The 21,852-nt window shown below is 61.8% G+C and carries 20 protein-coding genes; 8 read left to right on the top strand and 12 right to left on the bottom strand.

From position 1 onward, the window contains the following. Nucleotides 1-18: 18 nt before the first annotated feature. The 3 genes from QQ992_RS22920 to ttgA are packed head-to-tail and all read right to left on the bottom strand — an operon-like array spanning nucleotide 19 to nucleotide 5,780. Nucleotides 19-1,473, bottom strand: a complete 1,455-nt coding sequence (locus QQ992_RS22920; RefSeq protein WP_286111154.1) for an AdeC/AdeK/OprM family multidrug efflux complex outer membrane factor — start codon at nucleotides 1,471-1,473, stop codon at nucleotides 19-21. Then, on the bottom strand, nucleotides 1,470-4,622 hold the full coding sequence (gene ttgB / locus QQ992_RS22915; protein WP_286111153.1) for a multidrug efflux RND transporter permease subunit TtgB: 3,153 nt from the start codon (nucleotides 4,620-4,622) through the stop codon (nucleotides 1,470-1,472). Before ttgB ends, QQ992_RS22920 begins: the two co-directional genes overlap by 4 nt. 3 nt (nucleotides 4,623-4,625) lie before the next feature. Continuing rightward, complete coding sequence (gene ttgA / locus QQ992_RS22910) at nucleotides 4,626-5,780, bottom strand: toluene efflux RND transporter periplasmic adaptor subunit TtgA (RefSeq protein WP_105945788.1); 1,155 nt, start codon at nucleotides 5,778-5,780, stop codon at nucleotides 4,626-4,628. Nucleotides 5,781-6,037: 257 nt separating this feature from the next. On the opposite strand from ttgA, the gene ttgR reads away from it, so the two are divergent. After that, nucleotides 6,038-6,670, top strand: coding sequence for an efflux transport transcriptional regulator TtgR (gene ttgR / locus QQ992_RS22905; RefSeq protein ID WP_021785779.1), 633 nt, complete (start codon nucleotides 6,038-6,040; stop codon nucleotides 6,668-6,670). 82 nt (nucleotides 6,671-6,752) lie between these two features. Here the strand turns inward: ttgR and QQ992_RS22900 are convergent, their stop codons facing one another. Continuing rightward, nucleotides 6,753-8,204 (bottom strand): MDR family MFS transporter, encoded by a 1,452-nt coding sequence (locus QQ992_RS22900; RefSeq protein ID WP_060497963.1) that lies wholly within the window; start codon nucleotides 8,202-8,204, stop codon nucleotides 6,753-6,755. A 363-nt stretch (nucleotides 8,205-8,567) separates the two neighbouring features. On the opposite strand from QQ992_RS22900, the gene QQ992_RS22895 reads away from it, so the two are divergent. Further along, nucleotides 8,568-9,437, top strand: coding sequence for an isocitrate lyase/PEP mutase family protein (locus QQ992_RS22895; protein ID WP_286111152.1), 870 nt, complete (start codon nucleotides 8,568-8,570; stop codon nucleotides 9,435-9,437). Between the two features lie 19 nt (nucleotides 9,438-9,456). Here QQ992_RS22895 and QQ992_RS22890 read toward each other — a convergent pair whose 3' ends face one another. Both QQ992_RS22890 and QQ992_RS22885 read right to left on the bottom strand, forming a co-directional pair. Further along, entirely contained in the window at nucleotides 9,457-9,597 is a 141-nt protein-coding gene (locus tag QQ992_RS22890; RefSeq protein ID WP_286111150.1) for a hypothetical protein, read from the bottom strand. Nucleotides 9,598-9,694: 97 nt separating this feature from the next. After that, the gene (locus QQ992_RS22885) at nucleotides 9,695-10,600 is read right to left on the bottom strand and encodes a LysR family transcriptional regulator (protein ID WP_286111149.1); all 906 of its coding nucleotides are present in this window, start codon (nucleotides 10,598-10,600) and stop codon (nucleotides 9,695-9,697) included. Nucleotides 10,601-10,702: 102 nt separating this feature from the next. Between QQ992_RS22885 and QQ992_RS22880 the strand changes: the two genes are divergently transcribed. Continuing rightward, nucleotides 10,703-11,578: an MBL fold metallo-hydrolase gene (locus tag QQ992_RS22880; protein ID WP_286111148.1), complete on the top strand. Its 876-nt coding sequence runs from the start codon at nucleotides 10,703-10,705 to the stop codon at nucleotides 11,576-11,578. A gap of 27 nt (nucleotides 11,579-11,605) precedes the next feature. Further along, nucleotides 11,606-12,220 carry an NAD(P)-dependent oxidoreductase gene (locus QQ992_RS22875; RefSeq protein ID WP_119371302.1) on the top strand — a complete coding sequence of 205 codons (615 nt, stop codon included), beginning with the start codon at nucleotides 11,606-11,608 and terminating at the stop codon, nucleotides 12,218-12,220. 72 nt (nucleotides 12,221-12,292) lie between these two features. Here the strand turns inward: QQ992_RS22875 and QQ992_RS22870 are convergent, their stop codons facing one another. Then, complete coding sequence (locus QQ992_RS22870; protein WP_119371301.1) at nucleotides 12,293-13,168, bottom strand: LysR substrate-binding domain-containing protein; 876 nt, start codon at nucleotides 13,166-13,168, stop codon at nucleotides 12,293-12,295. A 114-nt stretch (nucleotides 13,169-13,282) separates the two neighbouring features. Here QQ992_RS22870 and QQ992_RS22865 point away from each other — a divergent pair, with 114 nt between their 5' ends. After that, nucleotides 13,283-14,920, top strand: coding sequence for a 5-guanidino-2-oxopentanoate decarboxylase (locus tag QQ992_RS22865; protein ID WP_286111147.1), 1,638 nt, complete (start codon nucleotides 13,283-13,285; stop codon nucleotides 14,918-14,920). A gap of 82 nt (nucleotides 14,921-15,002) precedes the next feature. Here the strand turns inward: QQ992_RS22865 and QQ992_RS22860 are convergent. Together QQ992_RS22860 and QQ992_RS22855 are read right to left on the bottom strand one after the other, a co-directional pair. Further along, nucleotides 15,003-16,360, bottom strand: a protein-coding gene (locus QQ992_RS22860; RefSeq protein ID WP_433963099.1) for an IS3 family transposase whose coding sequence is annotated in 2 segments (ribosomal slippage) — nucleotides 15,003-15,880 and nucleotides 15,880-16,360 — 1,359 coding nt in all. Because the reading frame shifts where the segments join, the coding sequence is not laid out codon by codon here. A gap of 135 nt (nucleotides 16,361-16,495) precedes the next feature. After that, nucleotides 16,496-17,416 carry an AraC family transcriptional regulator gene (locus QQ992_RS22855; protein ID WP_110740464.1) on the bottom strand — a complete coding sequence of 307 codons (921 nt, stop codon included), beginning with the start codon at nucleotides 17,414-17,416 and terminating at the stop codon, nucleotides 16,496-16,498. Between the two features lie 202 nt (nucleotides 17,417-17,618). Here QQ992_RS22855 and QQ992_RS22850 point away from each other — a divergent pair, with 202 nt between their 5' ends. Next, nucleotides 17,619-17,912: a putative quinol monooxygenase gene (locus QQ992_RS22850; RefSeq protein ID WP_016713654.1), complete on the top strand. Its 294-nt coding sequence runs from the start codon at nucleotides 17,619-17,621 to the stop codon at nucleotides 17,910-17,912. A 16-nt stretch (nucleotides 17,913-17,928) separates the two neighbouring features. Then, complete coding sequence (locus QQ992_RS22845; protein WP_016713655.1) at nucleotides 17,929-18,195, top strand: hypothetical protein; 267 nt, start codon at nucleotides 17,929-17,931, stop codon at nucleotides 18,193-18,195. On the opposite strand, the gene QQ992_RS22840 is transcribed toward QQ992_RS22845, so the two are convergent. Together QQ992_RS22840 and QQ992_RS22835 are read right to left on the bottom strand one after the other, a co-directional pair. Further along, nucleotides 18,196-18,801, bottom strand: coding sequence for a flavin reductase family protein (locus tag QQ992_RS22840; RefSeq protein ID WP_016713656.1), 606 nt, complete (start codon nucleotides 18,799-18,801; stop codon nucleotides 18,196-18,198). It abuts the gene before it with no gap. A 117-nt stretch (nucleotides 18,802-18,918) separates the two neighbouring features. Continuing rightward, nucleotides 18,919-19,245, bottom strand: coding sequence for a hypothetical protein (locus QQ992_RS22835; protein ID WP_019097252.1), 327 nt, complete (start codon nucleotides 19,243-19,245; stop codon nucleotides 18,919-18,921). 342 nt (nucleotides 19,246-19,587) lie between these two features. Between QQ992_RS22835 and QQ992_RS22830 the strand changes: the two genes are divergently transcribed. Further along, nucleotides 19,588-20,340, top strand: a complete 753-nt coding sequence (locus QQ992_RS22830; RefSeq protein ID WP_286111145.1) for a COG4705 family protein — start codon at nucleotides 19,588-19,590, stop codon at nucleotides 20,338-20,340. A 164-nt stretch (nucleotides 20,341-20,504) separates the two neighbouring features. Here the strand turns inward: QQ992_RS22830 and QQ992_RS22825 are convergent, their stop codons facing one another. Beyond that, entirely contained in the window at nucleotides 20,505-21,824 is a 1,320-nt protein-coding gene (locus QQ992_RS22825) for an MFS transporter (protein WP_286111143.1), read from the bottom strand. Nucleotides 21,825-21,852: the final 28 nt, after the last annotated feature.

Genomic DNA, 21,852 nt, shown 5'->3' with positions numbered 1-21,852 from the left:
ATGCTGTTACAGCATGAGTCAGCTTTTCGGTACGTCTACCGATGCCTGCTGGTTGGCCTGCCCGGTCTGCTCATACCAGCCACCACCAAGCGCCTTGTACAGGTTGACCTCGCTGGTCAGCTGCGACAGGCGGTCGGTGATCAGCGATTGCTGGGCGCTGAACAGGTTGCGCTGAGCATCGAGGAAGGTCAGGTTACTGTCGATCCCGATGCGGTAGCGGCGTTCGGCCAGGCGGTAGTAGTCCTGGTTCGCCTGCACCAGGTCTCGCTGGGCCTGCAGTTGCTCTTCAAAGGTTTTTCGCGCCGCGAGGCCATCGGAGACTTCCTGGAAGGCGGTCTGGATGGTTTTTTCGTACTTGGCGACGTTGATGTCCTTCTGGATCTTCGAGTAGTCCAGGCTGGCCTTCAGGCTGCCGGCGTTGAAGATCGGCAGGTTGATCTGCGGCTGGAACAGCCAGGTGCCCTGGCCGCCCGAGAACAGGTGGCCCATGTCGGGGCTGATGCTCCCAGCGTTGGCCGTCAGGCTGATGCTCGGGAAGAACGCTGCGCGGGCGGCGCCAATATTGGCGTTGGCGGCCTTGAGCAGGTGTTCGGCCTCCTGGATGTCCGGGCGACGCTGGAGGATATCCGACGGCAGGCCGGCCGGTACTTCGGCCAGTTGGTCGGCATCGAGCTGCAGCGGCTTGGCCAGGTCGGCCGGAATACCGGTGCCCAGCAACACGGTCAGGCTGTTGACGTCCTGGGCGACCAGGCGCTGGTACTGCGAGTACTTGACCCGGGCGCCTTCCACGGCGGTGCGCGCCTGGCTGACATCCAGTGCCGAAGCCACGCCGACTTCGTTGCTGCGACGGGTGAGGTTGTAGCTTTCCTCGTAGGTCTTCAGCGTTTCTTCGGTCAGCTTGAACAGCGCCTGGTCGGCCTGCCAGGTGTAATAGGCGTTGGCCACGCTGGCCACCAGGGCGATCTGCGTGGAGCGGCGCGCCTGCTCACTGGACAGGTAGGTTTCCAACGCCTGCTCGGTCAGGCTGCGCACACGGCCGAACAGGTCCAGCTCATAGGCGCTGACGCCCAGGGTGGCCGAGTACTGGCTGCTGATGCTCGACTCACCGGAGGTCGACATGTTCGCCGGCAAGCGCTGGCGGCTGCCGCTGCCGGTGGCCGAAACCGCCGGGAACAGGTCGGCACGCTGGATGCGGTATTGCGCGCGGTAGGCGTCGATGTTCAACGCGGCGACGCGCAGGTCGCGGTTGTTGACCAGCGAGGTCTGGATCAGCTGCTGCAGTGCCGGGTCGTGGAAGAACTGGCGCCAGCCCTGTTCGGCGGCGGCAACGTCTGCCGACTGGGTCGGCGAGTACGCAGGGCCTTGCGGCCACTGCGCTGCCACCGGCGATTCCGGGGTCTGGTAGTCGGGAATCAGCGAGCAGCCGCCAAGAATGAAAGCGGTTACCGCCAGGGACAACAAAGACTTGGTCATTGCCCAGCCTCATAACGTGGAGTTTCAGGGGTGACGTCTTTTTCCGGCTCTTTGCTGCCGAACAGCGACGACACTGCGACGAAGAATAGCGGTACCCAGAAGATAGCCAGCACGGTCGCACTGATCATGCCGCCGATCACGCCGGTACCAATGGCGTGCTGGCTGCCGGCGCCGGCGCCACTGGCGATGGTCAACGGTACCACGCCGAGGATGAACGCCAGCGAGGTCATGATGATCGGGCGCAGACGCATGCGGCACGCTTCGATCGCCGCGTCGTACAGGCTGCGGCCTTGCTCGTGCAGCTCCTTGGCGAACTCGACGATCAGGATGGCGTTCTTCGCCGCCAGGCCGATGGTGGTCAACAGGCCGACCAGGAAGTACACGTCGTTGGACAAACCGCGCAGGCTGGTGGCGATCAGGGCACCGATGATACCCAGCGGTACTACCAGCACCACGGCGATCGGGATCGACCAGCTTTCGTACAGGGCTGCCAGGCACAGGAACACGAACAGTACCGAGAGGGCGAACAGCGCCGGCATTTGCGAGCCGGAGAGTTTTTCCTCGTAGGACATGCCGGTCCAGGAGAAGCCAATGCCGCTTGGCAGTTCGCCAGCAATGCGCTCGACCTCGGCCATGGCTTCACCGGTACTGTAGCCCGGTGCTGGCGCACCCAGAATTTCCATTGCCTCGACACCGTTGTAGCGCGACAGCTTCGGCGAACCGTAGGTCCACTCGCCCTTGGCGAAGGAAGAGAACGGCACCATCTCGCCAGCGCCATTGCGCACGTACCACTTCTGCAGGTCTTCCGGGCTCATCCGGGAGTTTGGTTCGCCCTGGATGTACACCTTCTTGACCCGGCCACGGTCGATGAAGTCGTTGACGTAGCTGGCACCCAAGGCAATCGACAGGGTGTTGTTGATGTCGGCGATGGTCACGCCCAGGGCGCTGGCACGTTCGTCATCGATGGTCAGCTGGTACTGCGGCTCGTCGTTCAGGCCGTTGGGGCGCACGGCACTGAGGATCTTGCTTTGTGCAGCCTTGGCCAGGAACTGGTTGCGCGCTTCCATCAGCTTCTCATGGCCGACACCGCCGCGGTCCTGCAGGAACACGTCGAAGCCGGTGGCGTTACCCAGTTCGAGCACTGCTGGCGGGGCGAAGGCGAACACCATGGCATCGCGGAAGGTGAAGAAGTGCTGCTGGGCACGCTGGGCCAGGGCGAACACGCTGTTCTCCTTGGAACGCTCATCCCAAGGCTTGAGCATGATGAACGCCATACCCGAGCTCTGGCCGCGACCGGCGAAGTTGAAGCCGTTGACGGTGAACACGGAGGCCACGGTGTCGGCTTCTTCCTTCAGCAGATACTCACGCATCTGGTCGACCACCACCTGGGTACGCTCGGCACTGGAACCGGCCGGGGTCTGTACCTGGGCGAACAGTACGCCTTGGTCTTCCTCAGGCAGGAAGGCGGTAGGAATACGGGCGAACAGCCAGATCATGCCAACCACGATCAGTGCATAGGCCAGCAGGAACGGCACCTTGTTGCGCAGGATGGCACCAACGCTGCGTTCGTAGCCGGTTACGCTGCGGTCGAAGTTGCGGTTGAACCAGCCAAAGAAGCCACGCTTGGCCACATGGTGCTCGCCCTTCTTCAGCGGCTTGAGCATGGTGGCGCACAGGGCCGGGGTGAAGATAAGCGCCACCAGCACCGACAGGCCCATGGCCGAGACGATGGTGATGGAGAACTGCCGGTAGATCACACCGGTGGAACCACCGAAGAACGCCATGGGCAGCAGTACCGCCGACAGCACAAGGGCAATACCCACCAGGGCACCCTGGATCTGCTCCATCGAGCGCTTGGTCGCTTCCTTGGGCGGCAGGCCTTCCTCGGACATTACCCGCTCGACGTTCTCCACCACGACGATGGCGTCGTCCACCAGCAAGCCGATGGCCAGGACCATGGCGAACATGGTCAGGGTGTTGATGCTGAAGCCCGCAGCGGCCAGGATGCCGAAGGTACCCAGCAACACCACCGGTACGGTCATGGTGGTGATGATGGTGGCGCGGAAGTTCTGCAGGAACAGGTACATCACCAGGAACACCAGGACCACGGCTTCGATCAGGGTGTGGATCACGCCGCTGATCGATTCGGTGACCACCGGGGTGGTGTCATACGGGAATACGGCTTTCACCCCCGGCGGGAAGAACGGTTCCAGGTCGGAGATGGTCTGGCGCAGCGCCTTGGCGGTGTCCAGGGCGTTGGCGCCGGTTGCCAGTTTTACCGCCAGGCCGGAAGCCGGCTTGCCGTTGAACTGGGCGCTGACCGCGTAGTTTTCACCGCCCAGGCCTACCTGGGCGACATCACCCAGACGTACCTGCGAACCGTCGCTGTTGACCTTGAGCAGGATCTTTTCGAACTGCTCGGCAGTCTGCAGACGGGTCTTGCCGATGATGGTGGCGTTCAGCTGGGTACCCGGCAACGCTGGCAGGCCGCCGAGCTGACCGGAAGACACCTGCACGTTCTGCGCGGCCACGGCGGTCTTGACGTCGACCGGGGTCAGCTGGAACTTGTTCAGCTTGGCCGGATCGAGCCAGATACGCATGGCGTACTGGGCACCGAACACCTGGAAGTCACCCACGCCCGCAGTACGCGAGATCGGGTCCTGCATGTTGGAGACGATGTAGTTGGCCAGGTCGTCCTTGGTCATGCTGCCGTCTTCGGACACCAGGCCGATCACCAGCAGGAAGTTTTTAACGGCCTTGGTAACGCGGATACCTTGCTGCTGCACTTCTTGCGGCAGCAGCGGGGTGGCCAGGTTCAGCTTGTTCTGTACCTGCACCTGCGCGGTGTCGGCGTTGGTGCCTTGCTCGAAGGTAGCGGTAATGGTCATGCTGCCGTCGGAGTTACTTTCCGACGACACATAACGCAGGTTGTCGATACCGTTGAGCTGCTGCTCGATCACCTGTACCACGGTGTCCTGCACGGTTTGCGCCGAGGCGCCCGGGTAGGTCACGGCGATGGCGATGGCCGGCGGCGCGATGCTGGGGTACTGGTTGATCGGCAACTTCAGGATCGACAAGGCGCCGACCAGCATGATCACCAAGGCGATCACCCAGGCGAAGATCGGGCGATCGATAAAGAACTTCGACATGGTTTACTCCGCTTTGGCGTCTGCTTTCGCCGCGTTGGCCTGATCAGGGCTGGCCGGCTTCTTGACGTTGGTGGCTTCGCTGACCTTCACTTCAACGCCCGGGCGCACGTACTGCAGCCCTTCGGTGATCAGGCGGTCACCCGGGTTGAGGCCTTCCTCGATCAGCCAGTCGCTGCCCAGGGTACGGTTGGCCTTGAGCTGGCGCAGCTCGACCTTGTTCTCCTGGTTGACCACCAGCGCGGTCGGCGCGCCTTTGAGGTCGCGGGTCACGCCCTGTTGCGGCGCCAGGATGGCGTTGGCGTTGACACCGGCCTTCAGCCGCGCATGCACGAACATGCCAGGCAGCAAGGTGTGGTCGGGGTTGGGGAAGATGGCGCGCAGGGTGACCGAGCCGGTGGTCTCGTCGACCGCGACTTCGGAGAACTCCAGGCGACCTTCCTGCTTGAACAGGCTGCCGTCTTCCAGCACCAGCTGTACCGAGGCGGTGTTGTCGCCGGCTTTTTGCAACTGGCCGCTTTCCAGGTCACGGCGCAGCTTGAGCAGCTCGGCGGTGGACTGGGTGACGTCGACGTAGATCGGGTCGAGCTGCTGGATGGTGGCCATGGCGTTGCTCTGGCCATTGCTCACCAGCGCACCTTCGGTGACCGAAGAACGGCCGATACGGCCACTGATCGGTGCCAGCACCTTGGTGTAGCGCAGGTCGATCTGGGCGCTTTTCAGCGAAGCCTCGGCCTGCAATCGTTTGGCATTGGCGTCGTCGTATTCCTGTTTGGAAACGGCTTGCTCGTCGATCAGTTGCTTGTAGCGCTCGGCCAGCGAGCGGGTAGCCTGCAGGTTGGCCTGGGCATTGGCCAGGGTGGCTTCGTACACGGAAGGGTCGATCTGGTAGAGCTGCTGGCCTTCCTTGACCTCACTGCCTTCCTTGAACAGGCGCTTGAGGATAATGCCGTTGACCTGCGGGCGCACTTCGGCGACGCGGTAGGCACTGGTACGCCCCGGCAATTCCGAGGTCAGGGTGAAGGCTTGGGGCTGGATGGTCACGACGCCGACCTGAGGAGCCTGCGCCGCTGGCGCTGCTTCTTCTTTCTTACAGCCACTGAGCAGGGTTGCCAGGGCGACGGCGGAAACCAGAGCGGTAACGGCTGGCTTGAATTGCATGAGGATCCTCGGGTCGCTGGAGCAGGGAGACGCTCAAGAGTAGTGGAAGTGTCTTGATCTGGAAAAGTTGCTATCCGGTGGATAAATAGCTTGCTAAGGAATATACTTACATTCATGGTTGTTTGTAAATACCGCTGAGTTGTACTTAGGTACCGCCACAGCCCTTGATTAGCTCATCCGCGAGGCCCCCTGCAGAGGTGCCCCCGGAGCGTTCCCCGTACGCGCTGCGCGTTCGGGCCAGATGAGGTTGTACTGCCATGGTCCGTCGAACCAAAGAGGAAGCCCAGGAAACCCGCGCCCAGATCATCGAGGCGGCGGAAAAGGCCTTCTACAAGCGCGGGGTTGCGCGAACCACCCTGGCCGACATCGCCGAACTGGCGGGTGTGACGCGCGGGGCGATCTACTGGCACTTCAACAACAAGGCCGAACTGGTGCAGGCGCTGCTCGACAGCCTGCACGAGACCCATGACCATTTGGCGCGGGCAAGCGAAAGCGAGGACGAAGTCGACCCGCTTGGCTGCATGCGCAAGCTGTTGTTGCAGGTGTTCAACGAGCTGGTGCTCGATGCCCGAACCCGGCGTATCAATGAAATCCTGCATCACAAGTGCGAGTTCACCGATGACATGTGTGAAATTCGCCAGCAGCGCCAGGGCGCGGTGCTGGATTGCCACAAGGGCATCACCCTGGCGCTGGCCAATGCCGTGCGCCGGGGCCAGTTGCCTGGCGAGCTGGATGTCGAGCGCGCGGCGGTGGCCATGTTTGCCTATGTCGATGGCCTGATCGGGCGCTGGCTGTTGCTGCCTGACAGTGTCGATCTGTTGGGTGATGTCGAAAAATGGGTCGACACCGGGTTGGATATGCTGCGCTTGAGCCCGGCGCTGCGCAAATGACACTTTGTTAAGGATTGTGAGGGAGTGTTTCCCCTTTGTATTAAGCGGGGATTAAAGGCGGGGCGGCGGGTGGCCCCGCGCCTCAGCGCCCCCGCAATTGCCGGTCGGGCAATGCCACGGCGGCTACCAGCCCGAGCACCGCAATCAGGGCACTCCCCATCAGTAAATGACGGAATGTTTCAGTCAGGCGCGCCTGTGTCACCAGGTCCACTTCACCGGCCTTCAGGCTTCCCAGCAACGGGTTACCCAGCATTTCAAACCCGCCCTGATGCAGCAGCGCCAGCAACAGGCTGGACATGCAGGCCACGCCCATGGCCCCGCCCAGCGAACGGAACAGGTTGGTGGTGCTGGTGGCCACACCAATGTCTTTGCTTTCCACCGCGCTTTGCGTGCCCACCAGCGATGTCGGAAACTGCAGCCCGCAGGCGATGCCGGTCAGCAGCATGAACAGCGCGCTGAGCAAAGCCGATTGTGGCGGCGTCAACGCCATGGCGAAAATGGCCACGGGCATCAACAACGCACCGGCCAGGATCTGCGGCTTGTAGCGCCCCGTGCGGCTGGTCATGCGACCGCCGGTGAAGGCGCCAAGGGGCAGGCCCATGGCCAGTGGCAACAGGTGCAGCGCGGCGCTGTCGGCGCCAGCACCCGTGATGCCCTGGTAGCGCAACGGCATGAGCATCGTCAGGGAAATCGACTGGAAGCTGGCGAAAAAGATCACCCCCCAGCACAGCACCGCCACCCGATTGCTGAACAGGCCCAAGGGCAATAGCGGCTCCGGGCAGCGCCGCTCATGTGCGATGAACAACGCCAGGCCCAGTACAGCGCAGGCGAACAGGGCCAGTACGGCAGGATCAATCCAGGCATGGCCCTGACCGACCAAGGTGATGCCCAGCAACAAGCTGCCCAGGCCGAGTATCAGCAGCACGGCGCCGAGGTAATCCACCTGGGCCTCGCGGCGTTGCGCCGGCATGCCACCGAGGGCACGGCGGATCGCCCACAAGGCAACCAGCCCCAGTGGCAGGTTGATCCAGAATACCCAGCGCCACGACAGGTACTCGGTCAGCCAGCCGCCCAGCACTGGCCCGGCGACGCTGGCCACGGCGTACATGCTGCTGAAATAACCCTGGTAGCGACCGCGCTCACGCGGCGGCACGAAATCGCCGATGATCGCCTGGCTGACCGAGACCATGCCGCCCGCGCCAATGCCCTGCAGTACACGGGCCAGCACCAGCTGTTGCATGTCCTGGGCCATGGCGCACGCGATGGAGGCCAGGGTGAACAGGCTGATACCGGTCAGGATCATCCGCCGCCGCCCGTACAGATCGCCCAGTTTGCCATAGATCGGCACGGCCACGGTCATCGCCACCATGTAGCCGGAGATGACCCAGGCCAGCAGGCCGACATCGTTGAACTGGGCCGAGATTGCCGGCAGCGAGACGGCGACGATGGTCTGGTCCAGTGCACCGAGGAAAATGGCCAGCATGAGAGCGGTGAGCACGTTGCGCAGGGTGGTGGGGGGCAGGGCGGCGGTCACGGGAATACCTTGTCTGTCTGTTACGGCCTCTTTGTGGGCAAGTCGGATTGTAACCCGAGTTAGGTAGCTTCCTATGTACTATCTGCATCCCCTATGCCGAATCGGCATTGGCGCATTCATCCAGTGCTGCATGGCTGCGTGATATCGTTGGTATGCCACAGAGGCTGAAATTCGCGGCCTGCACCAGCTTGGTGCAACATTCTGCCGCAGGTTTTTCAGTGTGCTGTCTCCCACACCTTTTATTCCTCTGCCTGCATGTCGAGCATGACCGCCCAGATGGCGACGGTTGGAACAGGTCAGGTAGACCCGATTACAGGGGTCGGTAGTTACCGTTCAAATTTCAACTTAAATTGCGGAGTGATCATGCCCAAGGCTTCCCATCAAGATCTGCGTTTTGCCTTCCGCGAGCTGCTCGCTTCAGGTTCCTGTTACCACACTGCATCGGTGTTCGACCCGATGTCGGCGCGCATTGCCGCAGACCTCGGCTTCGAGGTCGGTATCCTTGGTGGTTCCGTTGCTTCGTTGCAGGTATTGGCCGCGCCGGACTTTGCCCTCATTACTCTCAGCGAGTTCGTCGAGCAGGCCACCCGTATTGGCCGGGTAGCGCAGCTGCCGTTCCTGGCTGACGCCGACCATGGCTATGGCAACGCATTGAACGTGATGCGCACGGTGATCGAGCTGGAGCGCGCCGGCGTGGCTGCGCTGACCATCGAGGACACCCTGCTGCCCGCCCAGTTCGGGCGCAAGTCCACCGACCTGATCTCGGTCGAAGAGGGCGTTGGCAAGATTCGCGCGGCGCTGGAGGCACGGGTCGATTCGTCGTTGTCGATCATTGCCCGCACCAACGCTGGCGTGCTCAGCACCGAAGAAATCATCGTGCGCACCCAGAGCTACCAGAAAGCCGGTGCCGATGGCATCTGCATGGTGGGGGTGAAGGACTTCGAGCAGCTTGAGCAAATTGCCGAGCATCTGACCGTGCCGCTGATGCTGGTCACCTATGGCAACCCGAACCTGCGCGATGACGAGCGCCTGGCGCGCCTGGGCGTGCGTATCGTGGTCGATGGCCACGCGGCCTACTTTGCCGCGATCAAGGCCACCTACGACTGCCTGCGCCTGCAACGCGGCCAGCAGAACAAGTCGGAAAACCTCAGCGCGACCGAACTCTCGCACACCTACACCCAGCCCGAGGACTACATCCGCTGGGCCAAGGAATACATGAGCGTGGAAGAGTGACCGGCGGCGCGCCGTCAACTCAACGAACGGCGCTCAAGGTGGCGGTGTGAGGCACGCAATGTGCCTGCTCGCAGCTGTTGGCGGCACTGGGCTGGCTGCGTAGCAGCTCGGCGCGCCAACAGGCTGAGCCGTACAGCCCTGCGACAGCAGTCAGGGCCATGACAAGGGCGACTCTTCTTGATTTGATGCCCATGGTACTCACCTCCTGTTACAGCGACAGGTGATACCTTTAATCGTAGGTCATTTCTCACGCTACATCAGAGATCCCGGTCCCACTCGGGTTCGTCCTTGAACCGCTGCACCAGAAAATCCAGCATGCTGCGCAAGGTGGCCGGCATGTGCTTGCGTGACGTGTACACCGCATTCAGGTTCAGTTCGCGGGGCTTTGCCTCGGGCAGCAGGCGCACCAGTTCGCCCCGGCGCAGGGCATCGGCGGCCTGGTAGGTTGGCAGCATGGCGATACCCGCGCCAGCCAGCGCGGCCTTTTGCAATGTCATGGCTTCGTTGGCACTGATGTTCCCCGTCACCGGCACGACGACCTGTTGGCCGCCCACCTCGAAATGCCACAGGCTATGGCCGAAATAGGCATGGGTCAGGCAGTTATGCCGGCTCAGTTCTTCGACCCGCTGCGGCGTGCCATGCTCAAGCAGGTAAGCGGGGGACGCACACACCACTGAGCGGCATATGCTCAGGCGCCGGGCGATCAGGTTGGGGTCCAGGTCGTTGCTGGTGCGGATGGCCAGGTCGATACGCTCATCCACCAGGTTGACGGTACGGTCGAGCATCTGCAGTTCCACCTTCACGGCTGGATAGCGCCGCACATAGGCAGCCACCGCATCCACCAGTTGCGCCTGGCCAAAGGACGTACTGACGCTGATGCGCAATGCGCCCTTGGGCGCGTCATCCGGCTGTTGCACGGCCGCCTGCAGGTCACCGGCCAACTCCAGCAACTGCCGACAGCGTGGCAGGGTTTCCTGACCGGCGGCGGTGAGGCTGAGCTTGCGTGTGGTGCGCTGCATCAGGCGCGCGCCTACCCAGTCTTCCAGCTCTGCCAGGTAGCGCGACACCACCGGCCGCGATAGCTGCAAATGATCCGCCGCTGCCGACTGGCTGCCCAGGTCGACGACGGTGACGAAAACGCGCATGGCGTTGAGACGGTCCATGATTTGCCCGGTTTCAGAAACAAACTATGTTCGAGCATCGCATTTTTTGTCATGGATCGGGCAACTAAGCTGTTGGCCATCGTTATCTGGAAGGCGTTGCCAATGTCCCTGTTCACTCCCTTGCGTGGCCTGCTGCTGGCCTGCGTTACCCTGGCCGGCCCGGTGCTGGCCGCCGAACCCTTGAAGCTGGAAGTCTACAACCCTGGGCATGAGGCCATCTTCCCGGTCAGTTCGGTGATTGTCAGTGGCGAGCACGATGCCGTGCTGGTCGATGCCCAGTTCGGTAAGGCCCAGGCCCAGCAACTGGTGCAGCGTCTGCGAGCTGGCGGTAAGCACCTGACTACCATCTATATCAGCCACGGTGACCCGGATTACTACTTCGGCCTGGACACCCTGACAAACGCTTTCCCCGACGCCAAGGTGCTGGCCTCGGCTGCCACTGTCGCGCATATCCGTCAGACCATGGACGCCAAGCTGGCGTACTGGGGCCCGCAGATGGGGGCGGACAAACCGGCACGGCTGGTGCTGCCACAGGTACTGGAAGGCAACCGATTGACGCTGGAAGGGCAGGCCCTTGAAGTGGTTGGCCTTGACGGTCCGCAACCAGACCGCAGCTTTGTGTGGATCCCGTCGATCAAGGCGGTGGTCGGCGGCGTGGTGGTGTCCGAGCACATTCATGTGTGGATGGCCGATACCCAGACGGCCCAGTCGCATGCCGACTGGCTCGGCACCCTGGCGCACATCGAAGCGCTGGCGCCGCGTACGGTCATCCCGGGCCATTACCTGGGAGACAGCAGCCGCTCGCTGGAGGCTGTGCGTTTCACGGCGAACTACATTCGTGACTTCGATGCCGAAGCGGCCAAGGCAAAAGACGCGGGTGCCTTGATTGAGGCGATGAAGCAACGTTACCCGGGCCTGGCCGATGAAAGCTCCCTGGAGCTGGGTGCCAAGGTCGCCAAGGGCGAGATGAAGTGGTAATTCCGTTCAATTGATGGAGAGTATCCCATGAGCAAGATCGCAATCATCGGTGCCACTGGCCGTGCTGGCAGCCAGTTGCTGGAAGAGGCCCTGCGCCGTGGCCACAGTGTATTGGCCATCGCCCGTGACCCTTCGAAACTGGAGGGCCGGGAAGGAGTGACCGTCAAGGCGCTGGATGCCAAGGACAGCGCGGCCCTGCAAGCCGCGGTCGCGGGCGTGGATGCCGTGCTGAGCGCTGCGCATTTCTCGACCATCGAGCCGCACGCGATCATCGAGCCGGTCAAGCGGGCCGGGGTCAAGCGCTTGCTGGTGGTAGGCGGTGCGGGCAGCCTGTTGTTGCCGTCGGGGCACCGGGTGATCGACAGCCCGGACTTCCCGGAAGCCTACAAGGCCGAGGCCACGGCTGGCGTGCGCTTTTTGGAGGCGCTGCAGCGGGAGCCGAACCTGGACTGGACCTTCCTGTCGCCATCGGCGGAGTTCGTTGAAGGTGAGCGCAGTGGGCGGTACACGCTGGGCAAGGATCATCTGCTGATTGGTGCAGACGGCAAAAGCTGGATCACCTTCGCCGACTTTGCGATTGCCTTGATCGATGAGCTGGAAAAGCCGGCACATTCGCGCCAGCGCTTCACCGTCGGCTACTGAGTCACCTGTACGGCTCTTTGTGGGAGCGGCCTTGTGTCGCGAAAGGGGCGCAAGGCCGCTCCCACAAGGCCCTCACCGGCTGGCTTGTCTCTCCAGCCAGTCCAGCAATTCCACCAACCCCGGCGGCAAGCTCCTGGCCTGGCTCACCAGGTAGTACCCCTTACCGGTCATCACCTTCAGCGCAAACGGCATGCACAGCCGCCCCCCGCGCAGGTCATCACCAATCAGCGACCAGTCGCCAATTGCCACCCCGGTCCCCTGCGAGGCCATGGCCATCGCCATGTCCAGTGTCTCGAAGTGCTGCTTGGGCCCATGAGCGGCCAACGTCACCCCGGCCACCTGCAACCACAACCGCCAGTCATGCTCGTCCCTCGATGGGTGCAGCAACATGTGCCGCGACAGGTCATCCACCTGCCGCAAGGGTACTGGCCCGTCGCATAGCGACGGCGCACACACCGGCGTCAGCTGTTCATCGAACAACTTGCGCACCTGTAACCCGTGGTTCGGCGTGTCGCCATAGACCACTGCCGCATCGAAGCCCTCCCGGCGAAAGTCCACCCCGTGCTGCACCGTGGTCGTCAGCTCCACCGGCACATCCGGGCGCAGTGCTTGCCATTCCATCAGCCGTGGCAGTAACCAACGCATCACGCAGGTGGGTGCCTTGAGCTGCAAGGTCGTGCTGCGTCCGCCCACCTCATTCACGCCTTGTTCGATCAGTGCGAACACCTGCTGTACCCGTGGCAGCCAGTCCTGGCCTTCACGGGTCAGGCTCAGCCCACGGGCCTGGCGCTGGAACAGCGCATACCCCAGGTGCTCCTCAAGGGCCGCGATCTGGCGGCTGACGGCGCCTTGCGTGATGTGCAGCTGTTGCCCGGCACGGGTGAAGTTGCAGTGCTGGGCGGTTACCAGAAAGGTGTGCAGGGCGGGTAAGGGCGGTAGGCGTTTCATTGCGATAAGCCATGATTACAGGACATGGCTAGTATGTGTTTTTTTGCATTGTGGTGGTAGTCGTGGGTTGGGTCCAATAAGCACATAACCCAACCAGATTCATGGTGAACCCTGATGGCAACGTGCGGCGAAGTACTGGTCAAACTCCTTGAAGGCTATGGCGTGGACCATGTCTTCGGCATTCCCGGTGTACATACCGTGGAGCTCTATCGCGGCCTGGCGGGTTCGTCCATTCGCCACATCACCCCGCGCCATGAACAGGGTGCCGGGTTCATGGCTGACGGCTATGCGCGCACCCGTGGTAAACCCGGGGTGTGCTTCATCATCACCGGCCCAGGCATGACCAACATCACCACGGCGATGGGCCAGGCCTATGCCGATTCGATCCCGATGCTGGTGATTTCCAGCGTGCAGTCCCGTGACCAGTTGGGCGGTGGCCGTGGCAAGTTGCACGAACTGCCCAACCAGGCAGCGCTGGTGTCGGGTGTGGCTGCGTTTTCCCACACCTTGATGAGTGCAGCAGACCTGCCGCAGGTGCTGGCCCGGGCATTTGCCGTGTTCGACAGCGCCCGACCACGCCCGGTGCATATCGAAATCCCGCTCGATGTGCTGGTCGAACCGGCCGATTTCCTGCTGCCGGGCCGGCCCGTGCGCGGTAGCCGTGCGGGGGCTGCCCCGCAAGCCGTAACACAGATGGCCGAGCGCCTGGCCGGTGCAAAGCGGCCGTTGATTCTGGCAGGGGGTGGCGCGTTGGCAGCCGGTGTTGCCTTGGCACGCCTGGCCGAACACCTTCAGGCACCGGTGGCGCTGACCATCAATGCCAAGGGTTTGCTGCCGGCCAGCCACCCGCTGCAAATCGGTTCGACCCAGTCGTTGCCTGCCACGCGGGCGCTCGTCGCCGAGGCCGACGTGGTGCTGGCGATCGGCACCGAACTGGCTGAAACCGATTATGACGTGACCTTCAAGGGTGGCTTCGAGATCCCGGGAAGCCTGCTGCGCATCGATATCGACCCGGACCAGACCGTGCGCAATTACCTGCCGGAGCTGGCGCTGGTGGCTGATGCCGAATTGGCCGCCGAAGCGCTGCTCGGTGCTTTGCAGACTCAGCCGCAACCCGTGCATGAAAGCACCTGGGGTGTGGCCCGGGTGGCCAACCTGCGCGAGGCTCTGGCGGCAGGCTGGGACCAGCCGACACTGAGCCAGACGCGCTTGCTGAGCGCCATTCTTGAGCGCCTGCCCAACGCCATTCTGGTGGGCGATTCGACCCAGCCGGTGTACACCGGCAACCTGACCCTGGACATGGATCAGCCACGTCGCTGGTTCAATGCCTCGACCGGCTACGGCACCCTGGGTTATGCGCTACCTGCGGCCATGGGCGCCTGGCTCGGGAGTGCGGAGCAAATCGGCCAGCGTGCGCCTGCGGTGTGCCTGATTGGTGATGGTGGTATGCAATTCACCCTGCCGGAGCTGGCCAGCGCGGTGGAGGCGCAGGTGCCGCTGATTGTACTGCTGTGGAATAACCAGGGGTACGAGGAAATCAAGAAGTACATGGTCAACCGGGCGATCGAGCCGGTTGGTGTGGACATTCATACGCCGGACTTCATCGGCGTGGCGCGGGCGTTGGGCGCGGCGGCGGAGAATGTGGCGGATGTGGCGCAGTTGCAGGCGGCGCTGGGGCAGGCGGTGGAACGCAAGGGGCCGACCTTGATTCAGGTTGACCAGAATCAGTGGCAAGGGACAGTTTCGGGTTGAACTGAAGCTGTTGCCTTTACCGGCCCTTTCGCGGGCTCGCCCGCTCCCACAGATTGGACTGCCCCCGAAAAGTTGGACAGTTTCAGCTAGCAGCCGCAGCATGGGTCCTGTATTTCACAGGGCTCATGCCATTGAGCTTTAGCTTGATGCGGTCATGGTTGTAGTAGTGGATGTACTCATCCAGACCAGCTTTCAGTTCTTCAACGCTCTCGAAGCGCTTCGGGTAGAAAAACTCGGACTTAAGCGTACCAAAAAAGCTCTCCATAGCCGCATTATCCAGGCAGTTTCCTTTGCGTGACATGCTCTGCTTCAGCCCTTGCTCTGCCAGCTTGTGGCGGTACTGCGAGTGTTGGTAGTGCCAGCCTTGATCTGAGTGAAGCACCAGTTTCGGCTTGTTTCCCAGGCGCTCGAAGGCCTTGTCCAGCATGTTGGTAACCAGCCCAAGGCACGGCCTGCTGGCCACTTCGTAGGCCACGATTTCGGCGTTGTACAAGTCCATCACAGGGGAGAGATAGATCTTTTCCTGAGCCACTTTGAACTCGGTAACATCGGTCACCCACTTCTGATTCGGGCGCTGCGCGAGGAAGTTTCGCTCCAGCAGGTTGGGCGCGATGGTGCCGACAACCCCCTTGTACGACCGGTACTTTTTTGGCCGTACTAGTGAGCGAAGATCAAGCTCGACCATCAAACGCTCCACCACCTTCTTGTTAACCAAGGTGCCGCCATTGCGGATCACGATTGCAACGCGCCGGTAACCGTATAGCCCTTTTTCCTCGTGATAGACACGCTGAATCATCTGCTTCAGAGCAGCATGCTTGTCAGGTTTGGCCTGCGCTTGAAGCTGGTAATAAAACGTACTGCGTGGCAGATCCGCCAACTGTAGAACGGCGGCCAAGGGAAACCGGTCCTTGAGCGCCGAGACGATCAGGGCTTTTTGGGCTGCCTTCGTTCCTGCTTCTTCAGTTCTTCCAGCTTTTTTAGGTAGGCGTTCTCCATGCGCAGCCACTCAAGCTCGGCCAGCAACTGGTCGCGGCTTTTCTCTGTGTCATCGGAAGTCGTAGGTTTGATGGGATAAGGCTTTTTCGGCATGGCAGCAGGTTTTCTTTTCTTGGGAGCAGGCAGTGCAGGGTCACCACTGTAGTGTTGCCGCGCCCAAATGCCTACCTGCGAGGACTGGCCGAGACCGAAATGGGCGGCGGTCTGACGCAAGGAAAGCTGATGCTTGTGCATGTACTCAAGGACTGAGCACTTGTAGGTCGCACTGTACCGCTGGCCTATTTTGCGCAGACTGAACTGTCCATGTTTCTGGAAGCTTGAGACCCAGCGCCGCAGCAGGCTGAAATCCACGGAAAATCGGCGGGCTACTGTTCGGAAGCCTTCACCACTCTCCAAGTAAGCCTGAACGGCAGTAAGCTTGAATTGGTCTGAATACTTGCTCATGTGGACACCCCAAGAAATTGGATTGGTGTCCAACTTCTTGGGGGCAGTCCAGATCCGGCACAGCTTTCAGAGTATGTGCAGCACCTGTGGGAGCGGGCGAGCCCGCGAAGAGGCCGGTACAGCCACCAAAAAGTTCTAGACAGCAGTGGCTCTCAATCTGGCCACATCCCGAATCGGCGGCGCTCCATACAGCCTGCTGTACTCCCGGCTGAACTGAGACGGGCTCTCATACCCCACCCGATAAGCCGCCACCGCCGCCTCCAGCCCGTCATTGAGCATCAACCGCCGCGCCTCCTGCAGGCGCAGCTGCTTCTGGTACTGCAACGGGCTCATCGACGTCACGGCCTTGAAGCGGTGGTGCAGGGTCGAGGTGCTGAGGTTGACCTCCCGGGCCAGGTCCTCGATACGCAGCGGCTGTTGATAGTTGTTGTTGAGCCAGGTAATGGCCTGGCAAACCCGGTGCGTCTGGCTGTTGGCCAAGGCAATTTCGTACAGCCGATAACCCTGCGGCCCGCGCAACAAACGGTAGAGAATTTCACGGCGGAACAACGGCGCCAGCATCGCGATATCGCGCGGCGTGTCCAGCAGTCGGATCAGTCTCAGCAGGGCATCAAGCAATGGCGCATCGGTTTTGTCCACATACAAACCGCGGCCGGAAGGCCGGTTGGGCACCAGCATCGGCCCGCTCTCGGCAATCAGCTGGCTGATCTCTGCCGGGTCCAGGTCTATGCGCAACCCTAGGCTAGGGTGCTCGGGGCTGGCGTCGAGCTTTACACCGCTCAGTGGCAAGGTTACCGAAACCACCATGTAGTGCAGCGGGTCGTAGGCATATTGTTCGTCACCGAGGAACAGGCTTTTGCTCCCCTGGGCCAGGATGCACAGCGCGGGTTGAGCGAGGGTCGGCACCGAGCGCACGTTCTCGGTGTAGCGCACCAGGAACAAGCCATCGATGGCCGAGGCCGGGCCGTGGGGCTCGCCGGCATGGCGGCGGATCAGTTCCGCAAGCTCCTGGCGCTGCAATTCCAGGGGCGGGTCGATGGGTGTCGGTGTGGTCATGGTGGATTTCCTCTGCTGACCGACGCAGCATAGGTTTGGGCAATGGCGGGCGCTAGTCGAAAGCTGCACGTCGATTGCCTGATCCTGCCGCGCTGCAGGATTAGGCAATCGGCATGCAGTAATGGCCTAACGCGTCGCGCGAGGTAGCCCCTAACCTTGGCAGCCTGGCTTTTCCGTCCGCCTGCTTCAAGGAGATTGTGCAATGACCTCAAAACAACCGGTCACCCACCTTGCTTTCATCCGTGCCAGCAGCGGGCGCTCGGCCGAGTTGGGTGCGCGACTGCGTGACCTGCTCGAACCCTCGCTACGTGCGCCGGGTTGCCTGAGTTTCACGGTACAGCGCTCCCAGGCGGATGCCGACCTTTGGTTGCTCAGCGGTAGCTGGCAGGACCAGCAGGCGATGAGTGGCTACTTCGCTTCGCCAACGTTGGAGGTGTTTGGCGAGCTGGTGCAGGCACAGGTGGTCAGCAGCTTGGACCTGCATACCTTCGATTGATCAGTGATGGGTTAAAATGACCGCCTTGTTCAACCAAGTGGATAGCAACATGGCACGTAGGGAATTCCCGCATTTCGAAGCGGTTTCGGCAATGGTCCCGGTCGAGGGGGGCGGCTACAACGCGGCTATCGCGGTCAAGGCCTTGGGCATGGGCGGCGCGCCGCGTTTTCACAAGGTACTGGACGGGCAGGTGTTCAAGGGGGCCGTGGCCGCCGACGAGGCGGCTACGGCCGAGCTGCAACGCCTGCAAGGCGTCAGCGAAGAGGGCGAGCTGATCTGGTGATCAGGCCGGCGGGCGGGCCATCTTGAACAGGTTGCCCAGCTCGAAGTAGTCCGCCGGGCCACCGCCACGCAGGATCGGTTCGGCGGCAGCGGTGTCGTAGATGCCGTTTTTCAACAGGTGCTCGGCAATGTGCACCGCCACCACTTCACCCAGGATCAGCCAGCTGGGCACCAGCGCCTGGTCTGCCCGCTTGAGCTGCACGATCTGGCTGACCTTGCACTCGAAGGCCACGGGTGTTTCCCCCACGCGCGGTACGTTGACGATGCTCGACGGCGTGGCAGTGAGGCCGCTCAATTCAAATTCGTTTACTTCGGCCGCAACCGGTGCGCAGCTCTGGTTCATCTGCTCAGCCAGCGGGCGGGTGGCCAGGTTCCAGACAAATTCGCCGGTCTGTTCGATGTTGTTCAGGCTGTCTTTGCGCCCGACGCTGCAGAAACCGATGATCGGCGGGATGTAGTTGAACGCGTTGAAAAAGCTGTAGGGCGCCAGGTTCAGGCGGCCTTCACGGTCTTGCGAGGAGATCCAGCCGATGGGGCGGGGGCCGACGATGGCGTTGAACGGGTCGTGGGGCAGGCCGTGGCCTTTGGCGGGTTCGTAGTAATACATCTGTGCTGGGCTTGCTGGCCCACCTCCTGGGTTGCGAGGTGCCTAGTGTGCCAAGCCTGTGCCCGTCTGCAAATGATCAAGCCCGGCCAAAGCCGGGCTGGGTGCACACATCAGGGATCAGCTGATGCGGTGGGCGTTGGTGCGGTCGAAGCCGTCTTCGGCGAAGCGTTGGCCACCGGTGCGGTCGAAGCCGTCTTCGGCGAAGCGTTGGCCGCCAGTGCGGTCGAAGCCGTCTTCGGCGAAGCGTTGGCCACCGGTGCGGTCGAAGCCGTCTTCGGCGAAGCGTTGGCCACCGGTGCGGTCGAAACCGTCTTCAGCGTAGGTAGCGGACTGGCTCTGTACCGCTGCAAACGTGTGGGCGTTGGTACGGTCGAAGCCATCTTCGGCGTAAGCGCCAGCTGCGAAAACCGAGAGGGCCAGGGTAAGGATCAGTTTGTTTTTCATGGTCGTTGCTCCAAGGGTTACAGGGGTTGTTTGTTTCTATGGGTTTAATCCTACGCCGATTAATTTGATTAAAAAGCGCAAAAAATAGCGATTAAAAATCTAATTATTCGATGTATATAGAAACGCTTCGCGTGAATCAGGCTGTGGTATCACTCAGGAGCCGCATGCCCTCGCGTCGTTGTTCTGTCAGCTATTTCAGCTTGAAGGGTGGGAATTAATGGGACGTTAAGAACGAAATATCTTGTTTCAAAGATCTATCAACGCTTTTTTCATGCATCACCAACCGATTTTTCAAACGCTGATCAGCACCATCGCCGCACCTCAAACTGGAGCGGTACAACAATGAACAAACTCCCGCAAATCACCTTGGCCTTCTGGGTCATGAAGATCTGCGCTACCACCCTTGGCGAAACGGCGGGCGACTTACTGTCGATGACGCTGAACGTTGGCTATGCCGTCAGCTCGCTGCTGCTGATCAGCGTGTTCCTGCTGACCTTGCTCGGCCAACTCTACTCGCGCCGCTACCACCCGATGCTGTATTGGCTGGTGATCCTCTCCACCAGTACCGCCGGCACCACCATGTCCGACTTCATGGACCGCACCCTGGGCCTGGGTTATGCCACGGGGTCGGCCTTGCTCATCGGCATCCTGCTGCTGACCTTCCTGGTGTGGCGCCTGAGCGGTAACTCGCTGGATGTCACCCGCGTCAAGAACCGCACAGGCGAGCTGTTCTACTGGGTAGCGATCCTGTTTTCCAACACGCTTGGCACCGCCCTGGGCGATTACCTGGCCGATGATTCGGGGCTCGGTTTTGCTGGCGGCGCGTTGCTGATCGGCAGTGCCATTGCCTTGGTAGTGGTGGCCCGCTACTGGACGCGTATTCCAGGCGTCGTGCTGTTCTGGGTGGCGTTCGTGCTTACCCGTCCGTTTGGCGCCACGCTCGGCGATGTCCTGACCAAACCCCATGAAAAGGGCGGCCTGGACTTTGGCACGGTCGGCTCTTCGGCTGTGCTGGGCGGGGTGTTGCTGGTGCTGGTGCTGATGGCCAGCTGGTACCAGCGCCGTGAGCCGCGTCAGGCGTTGGAGATGTCCTGAGCCAGGTTTCAGGAGCTGGTGAGCCGATTAATTGAGCTATTCGGCTCACATGATGAGCCGAATAGGATTATTCATTGGCTCATCGAATCACATAATGAATTCACAATGCATGAAAAAAGGGCGCCCGAAACGGTGCGCCCTTCTTCATTGCGGCAGGTTCAAACTCACTCAGTAGTAATCCGCGAGTGCTGCTTGGTGTCCTTCATGGTTGCGTATACCAGCAGCGAACAGGCGATGCAGGCGGTGACGTACCAGTAGAAGCCGCTTTCCATGCCAGCGCTCTTGAACCACAGGGCCACATACTCGGCGGTGCCGCCGAAGATGGACACGGTCAGGGCGTATGGCAGGCCCACGCCTAGGGCGCGGATTTCCGTCGGGAACAGCTCTGCCTTGACCACGGCATTGATCGAGGTGTAGCCGCTGACGATGATCAGCGCGGCCATGATCAGGAAGAACGCGCCCCACCAGGTCTGGATGGTGTGCAAGGTGCTGAGGATAGGGACGGTGAACAGGGTGCCGAGCACACCGAAGGCGATCAGGATCGGGCGACGGCCGATCTTGTCGGACAGCGCACCAATCACCGGCTGCAGGCACATGAACAGGAACAGCGTGGCGGCCGAGATGGTGGTCGAGTCGCTGATGCTCATGCCCACGGTGTTGACCAGGTACTTCTGCATGTAGGTGGTGTAGGTGTAGAAGGCCAGGGTGCCACCCATGGTCAGGCCGACCACGGTCATCAGCTCTTTGGGGTGGCGCATCAGGGTGCGCATCAGGCTTTCCTTGGCTTTTTCCTTCTTGGTGAAGGAGGCGGTTTCTTCCATGCCGCGACGCAGGTACAGGGCCACCACGGCGCACAGCGCACCGATCACGAACGGCACGCGCCAGCCCCAGGCGTACAGCTGCTCGGTGGTCAGGGTCTGCTGCAGGATGATCAGTACTGCCAGGGCGATGAGCTGGCCGGAGATCAGGGTCACGTACTGGAAGCTGGAGAAGAACCCACGGCGGTCCTTGCTGGCCATCTCGCTGAGGTAGGTGGCCGAGGTGCCGTATTCACCACCCACCGACAGGCCCTGCATCAGGCGCGCAATCACCAGCAGGATCGGTGCGGCGACACCGATGGTTTCGTAGCCTGGGGTCAGGGCGATGACCAGCGAGCCTGCGCACATCAGCAGTACCGAGGCCATCAATGCAGCTTTGCGGCCCTTGCGGTCGGCGTACAGGCCCATCAACCAGCCACCGATCGGGCGCATCAGGAAGCCCACGGCGAAGATCGCGGCGGTGTTGAGCAGTTGTGCGGTGGAGTCGCCGGCCGGGAAGAAGGCCTTGGCGAAGTACAGCGAGAATGCGGCGTAGACGTACCAGTCGTACCATTCGACCATGTTGCCGATGGACCCGCTGAAGATCGACTTCAGGCGGCTGGCGGTGGTTTTTTCCGCGGCGGGCGCAGTGGCCGCCCCGGCGGGCAGGGAGGTGGCGTTATCCATCAGGGATACCTTCTCGTTGTTTTTGTGG

It is taken from the genome of Pseudomonas kurunegalensis (genome assembly GCF_030291635.1).
Taxonomy (GTDB): Bacteria; Pseudomonadota; Gammaproteobacteria; order Pseudomonadales; family Pseudomonadaceae; genus Aquipseudomonas; species Aquipseudomonas monteilii.
Note: the sequence above shows the minus strand (reverse complement) of the source record. Positions and strands in the feature narration are given on the sequence as shown.

Coding starts and splice junctions, on each gene's coding strand:
- QQ992_RS22920 (WP_286111154.1), bottom strand. CDS start 1,473: ATGACCAAGTCTTTGTTGTCCCTGGCGGTAACCGCTTTCATTCTTGGC.
- ttgB (WP_286111153.1), bottom strand. CDS start 4,622: ATGTCGAAGTTCTTTATCGATCGCCCGATCTTCGCCTGGGTGATCGCC.
- ttgA (WP_105945788.1), bottom strand. CDS start 5,780: ATGCAATTCAAGCCAGCCGTTACCGCTCTGGTTTCCGCCGTCGCCCTG.
- ttgR (WP_021785779.1), top strand. CDS start 6,038: ATGGTCCGTCGAACCAAAGAGGAAGCCCAGGAAACCCGCGCCCAGATC.
- QQ992_RS22895 (WP_286111152.1), top strand. CDS start 8,568: ATGCCCAAGGCTTCCCATCAAGATCTGCGTTTTGCCTTCCGCGAGCTG.
- QQ992_RS22890 (WP_286111150.1), bottom strand. CDS start 9,597: ATGGCCCTGACTGCTGTCGCAGGGCTGTACGGCTCAGCCTGTTGGCGC.
- QQ992_RS22885 (WP_286111149.1), bottom strand. CDS start 10,600: ATGGACCGTCTCAACGCCATGCGCGTTTTCGTCACCGTCGTCGACCTG.
- QQ992_RS22880 (WP_286111148.1), top strand. CDS start 10,703: ATGTCCCTGTTCACTCCCTTGCGTGGCCTGCTGCTGGCCTGCGTTACC.
- QQ992_RS22875 (WP_119371302.1), top strand. CDS start 11,606: ATGAGCAAGATCGCAATCATCGGTGCCACTGGCCGTGCTGGCAGCCAG.
- QQ992_RS22870 (WP_119371301.1), bottom strand. CDS start 13,168: ATGAAACGCCTACCGCCCTTACCCGCCCTGCACACCTTTCTGGTAACC.
- QQ992_RS22865 (WP_286111147.1), top strand. CDS start 13,283: ATGGCAACGTGCGGCGAAGTACTGGTCAAACTCCTTGAAGGCTATGGC.
- QQ992_RS22855 (WP_110740464.1), bottom strand. CDS start 17,416: ATGACCACACCGACACCCATCGACCCGCCCCTGGAATTGCAGCGCCAG.
- QQ992_RS22850 (WP_016713654.1), top strand. CDS start 17,619: ATGACCTCAAAACAACCGGTCACCCACCTTGCTTTCATCCGTGCCAGC.
- QQ992_RS22845 (WP_016713655.1), top strand. CDS start 17,929: ATGACCGCCTTGTTCAACCAAGTGGATAGCAACATGGCACGTAGGGAA.
- QQ992_RS22840 (WP_016713656.1), bottom strand. CDS start 18,801: ATGTATTACTACGAACCCGCCAAAGGCCACGGCCTGCCCCACGACCCG.
- QQ992_RS22835 (WP_019097252.1), bottom strand. CDS start 19,245: ATGAAAAACAAACTGATCCTTACCCTGGCCCTCTCGGTTTTCGCAGCT.
- QQ992_RS22830 (WP_286111145.1), top strand. CDS start 19,588: ATGAACAAACTCCCGCAAATCACCTTGGCCTTCTGGGTCATGAAGATC.
- QQ992_RS22825 (WP_286111143.1), bottom strand. CDS start 21,824: ATGGATAACGCCACCTCCCTGCCCGCCGGGGCGGCCACTGCGCCCGCC.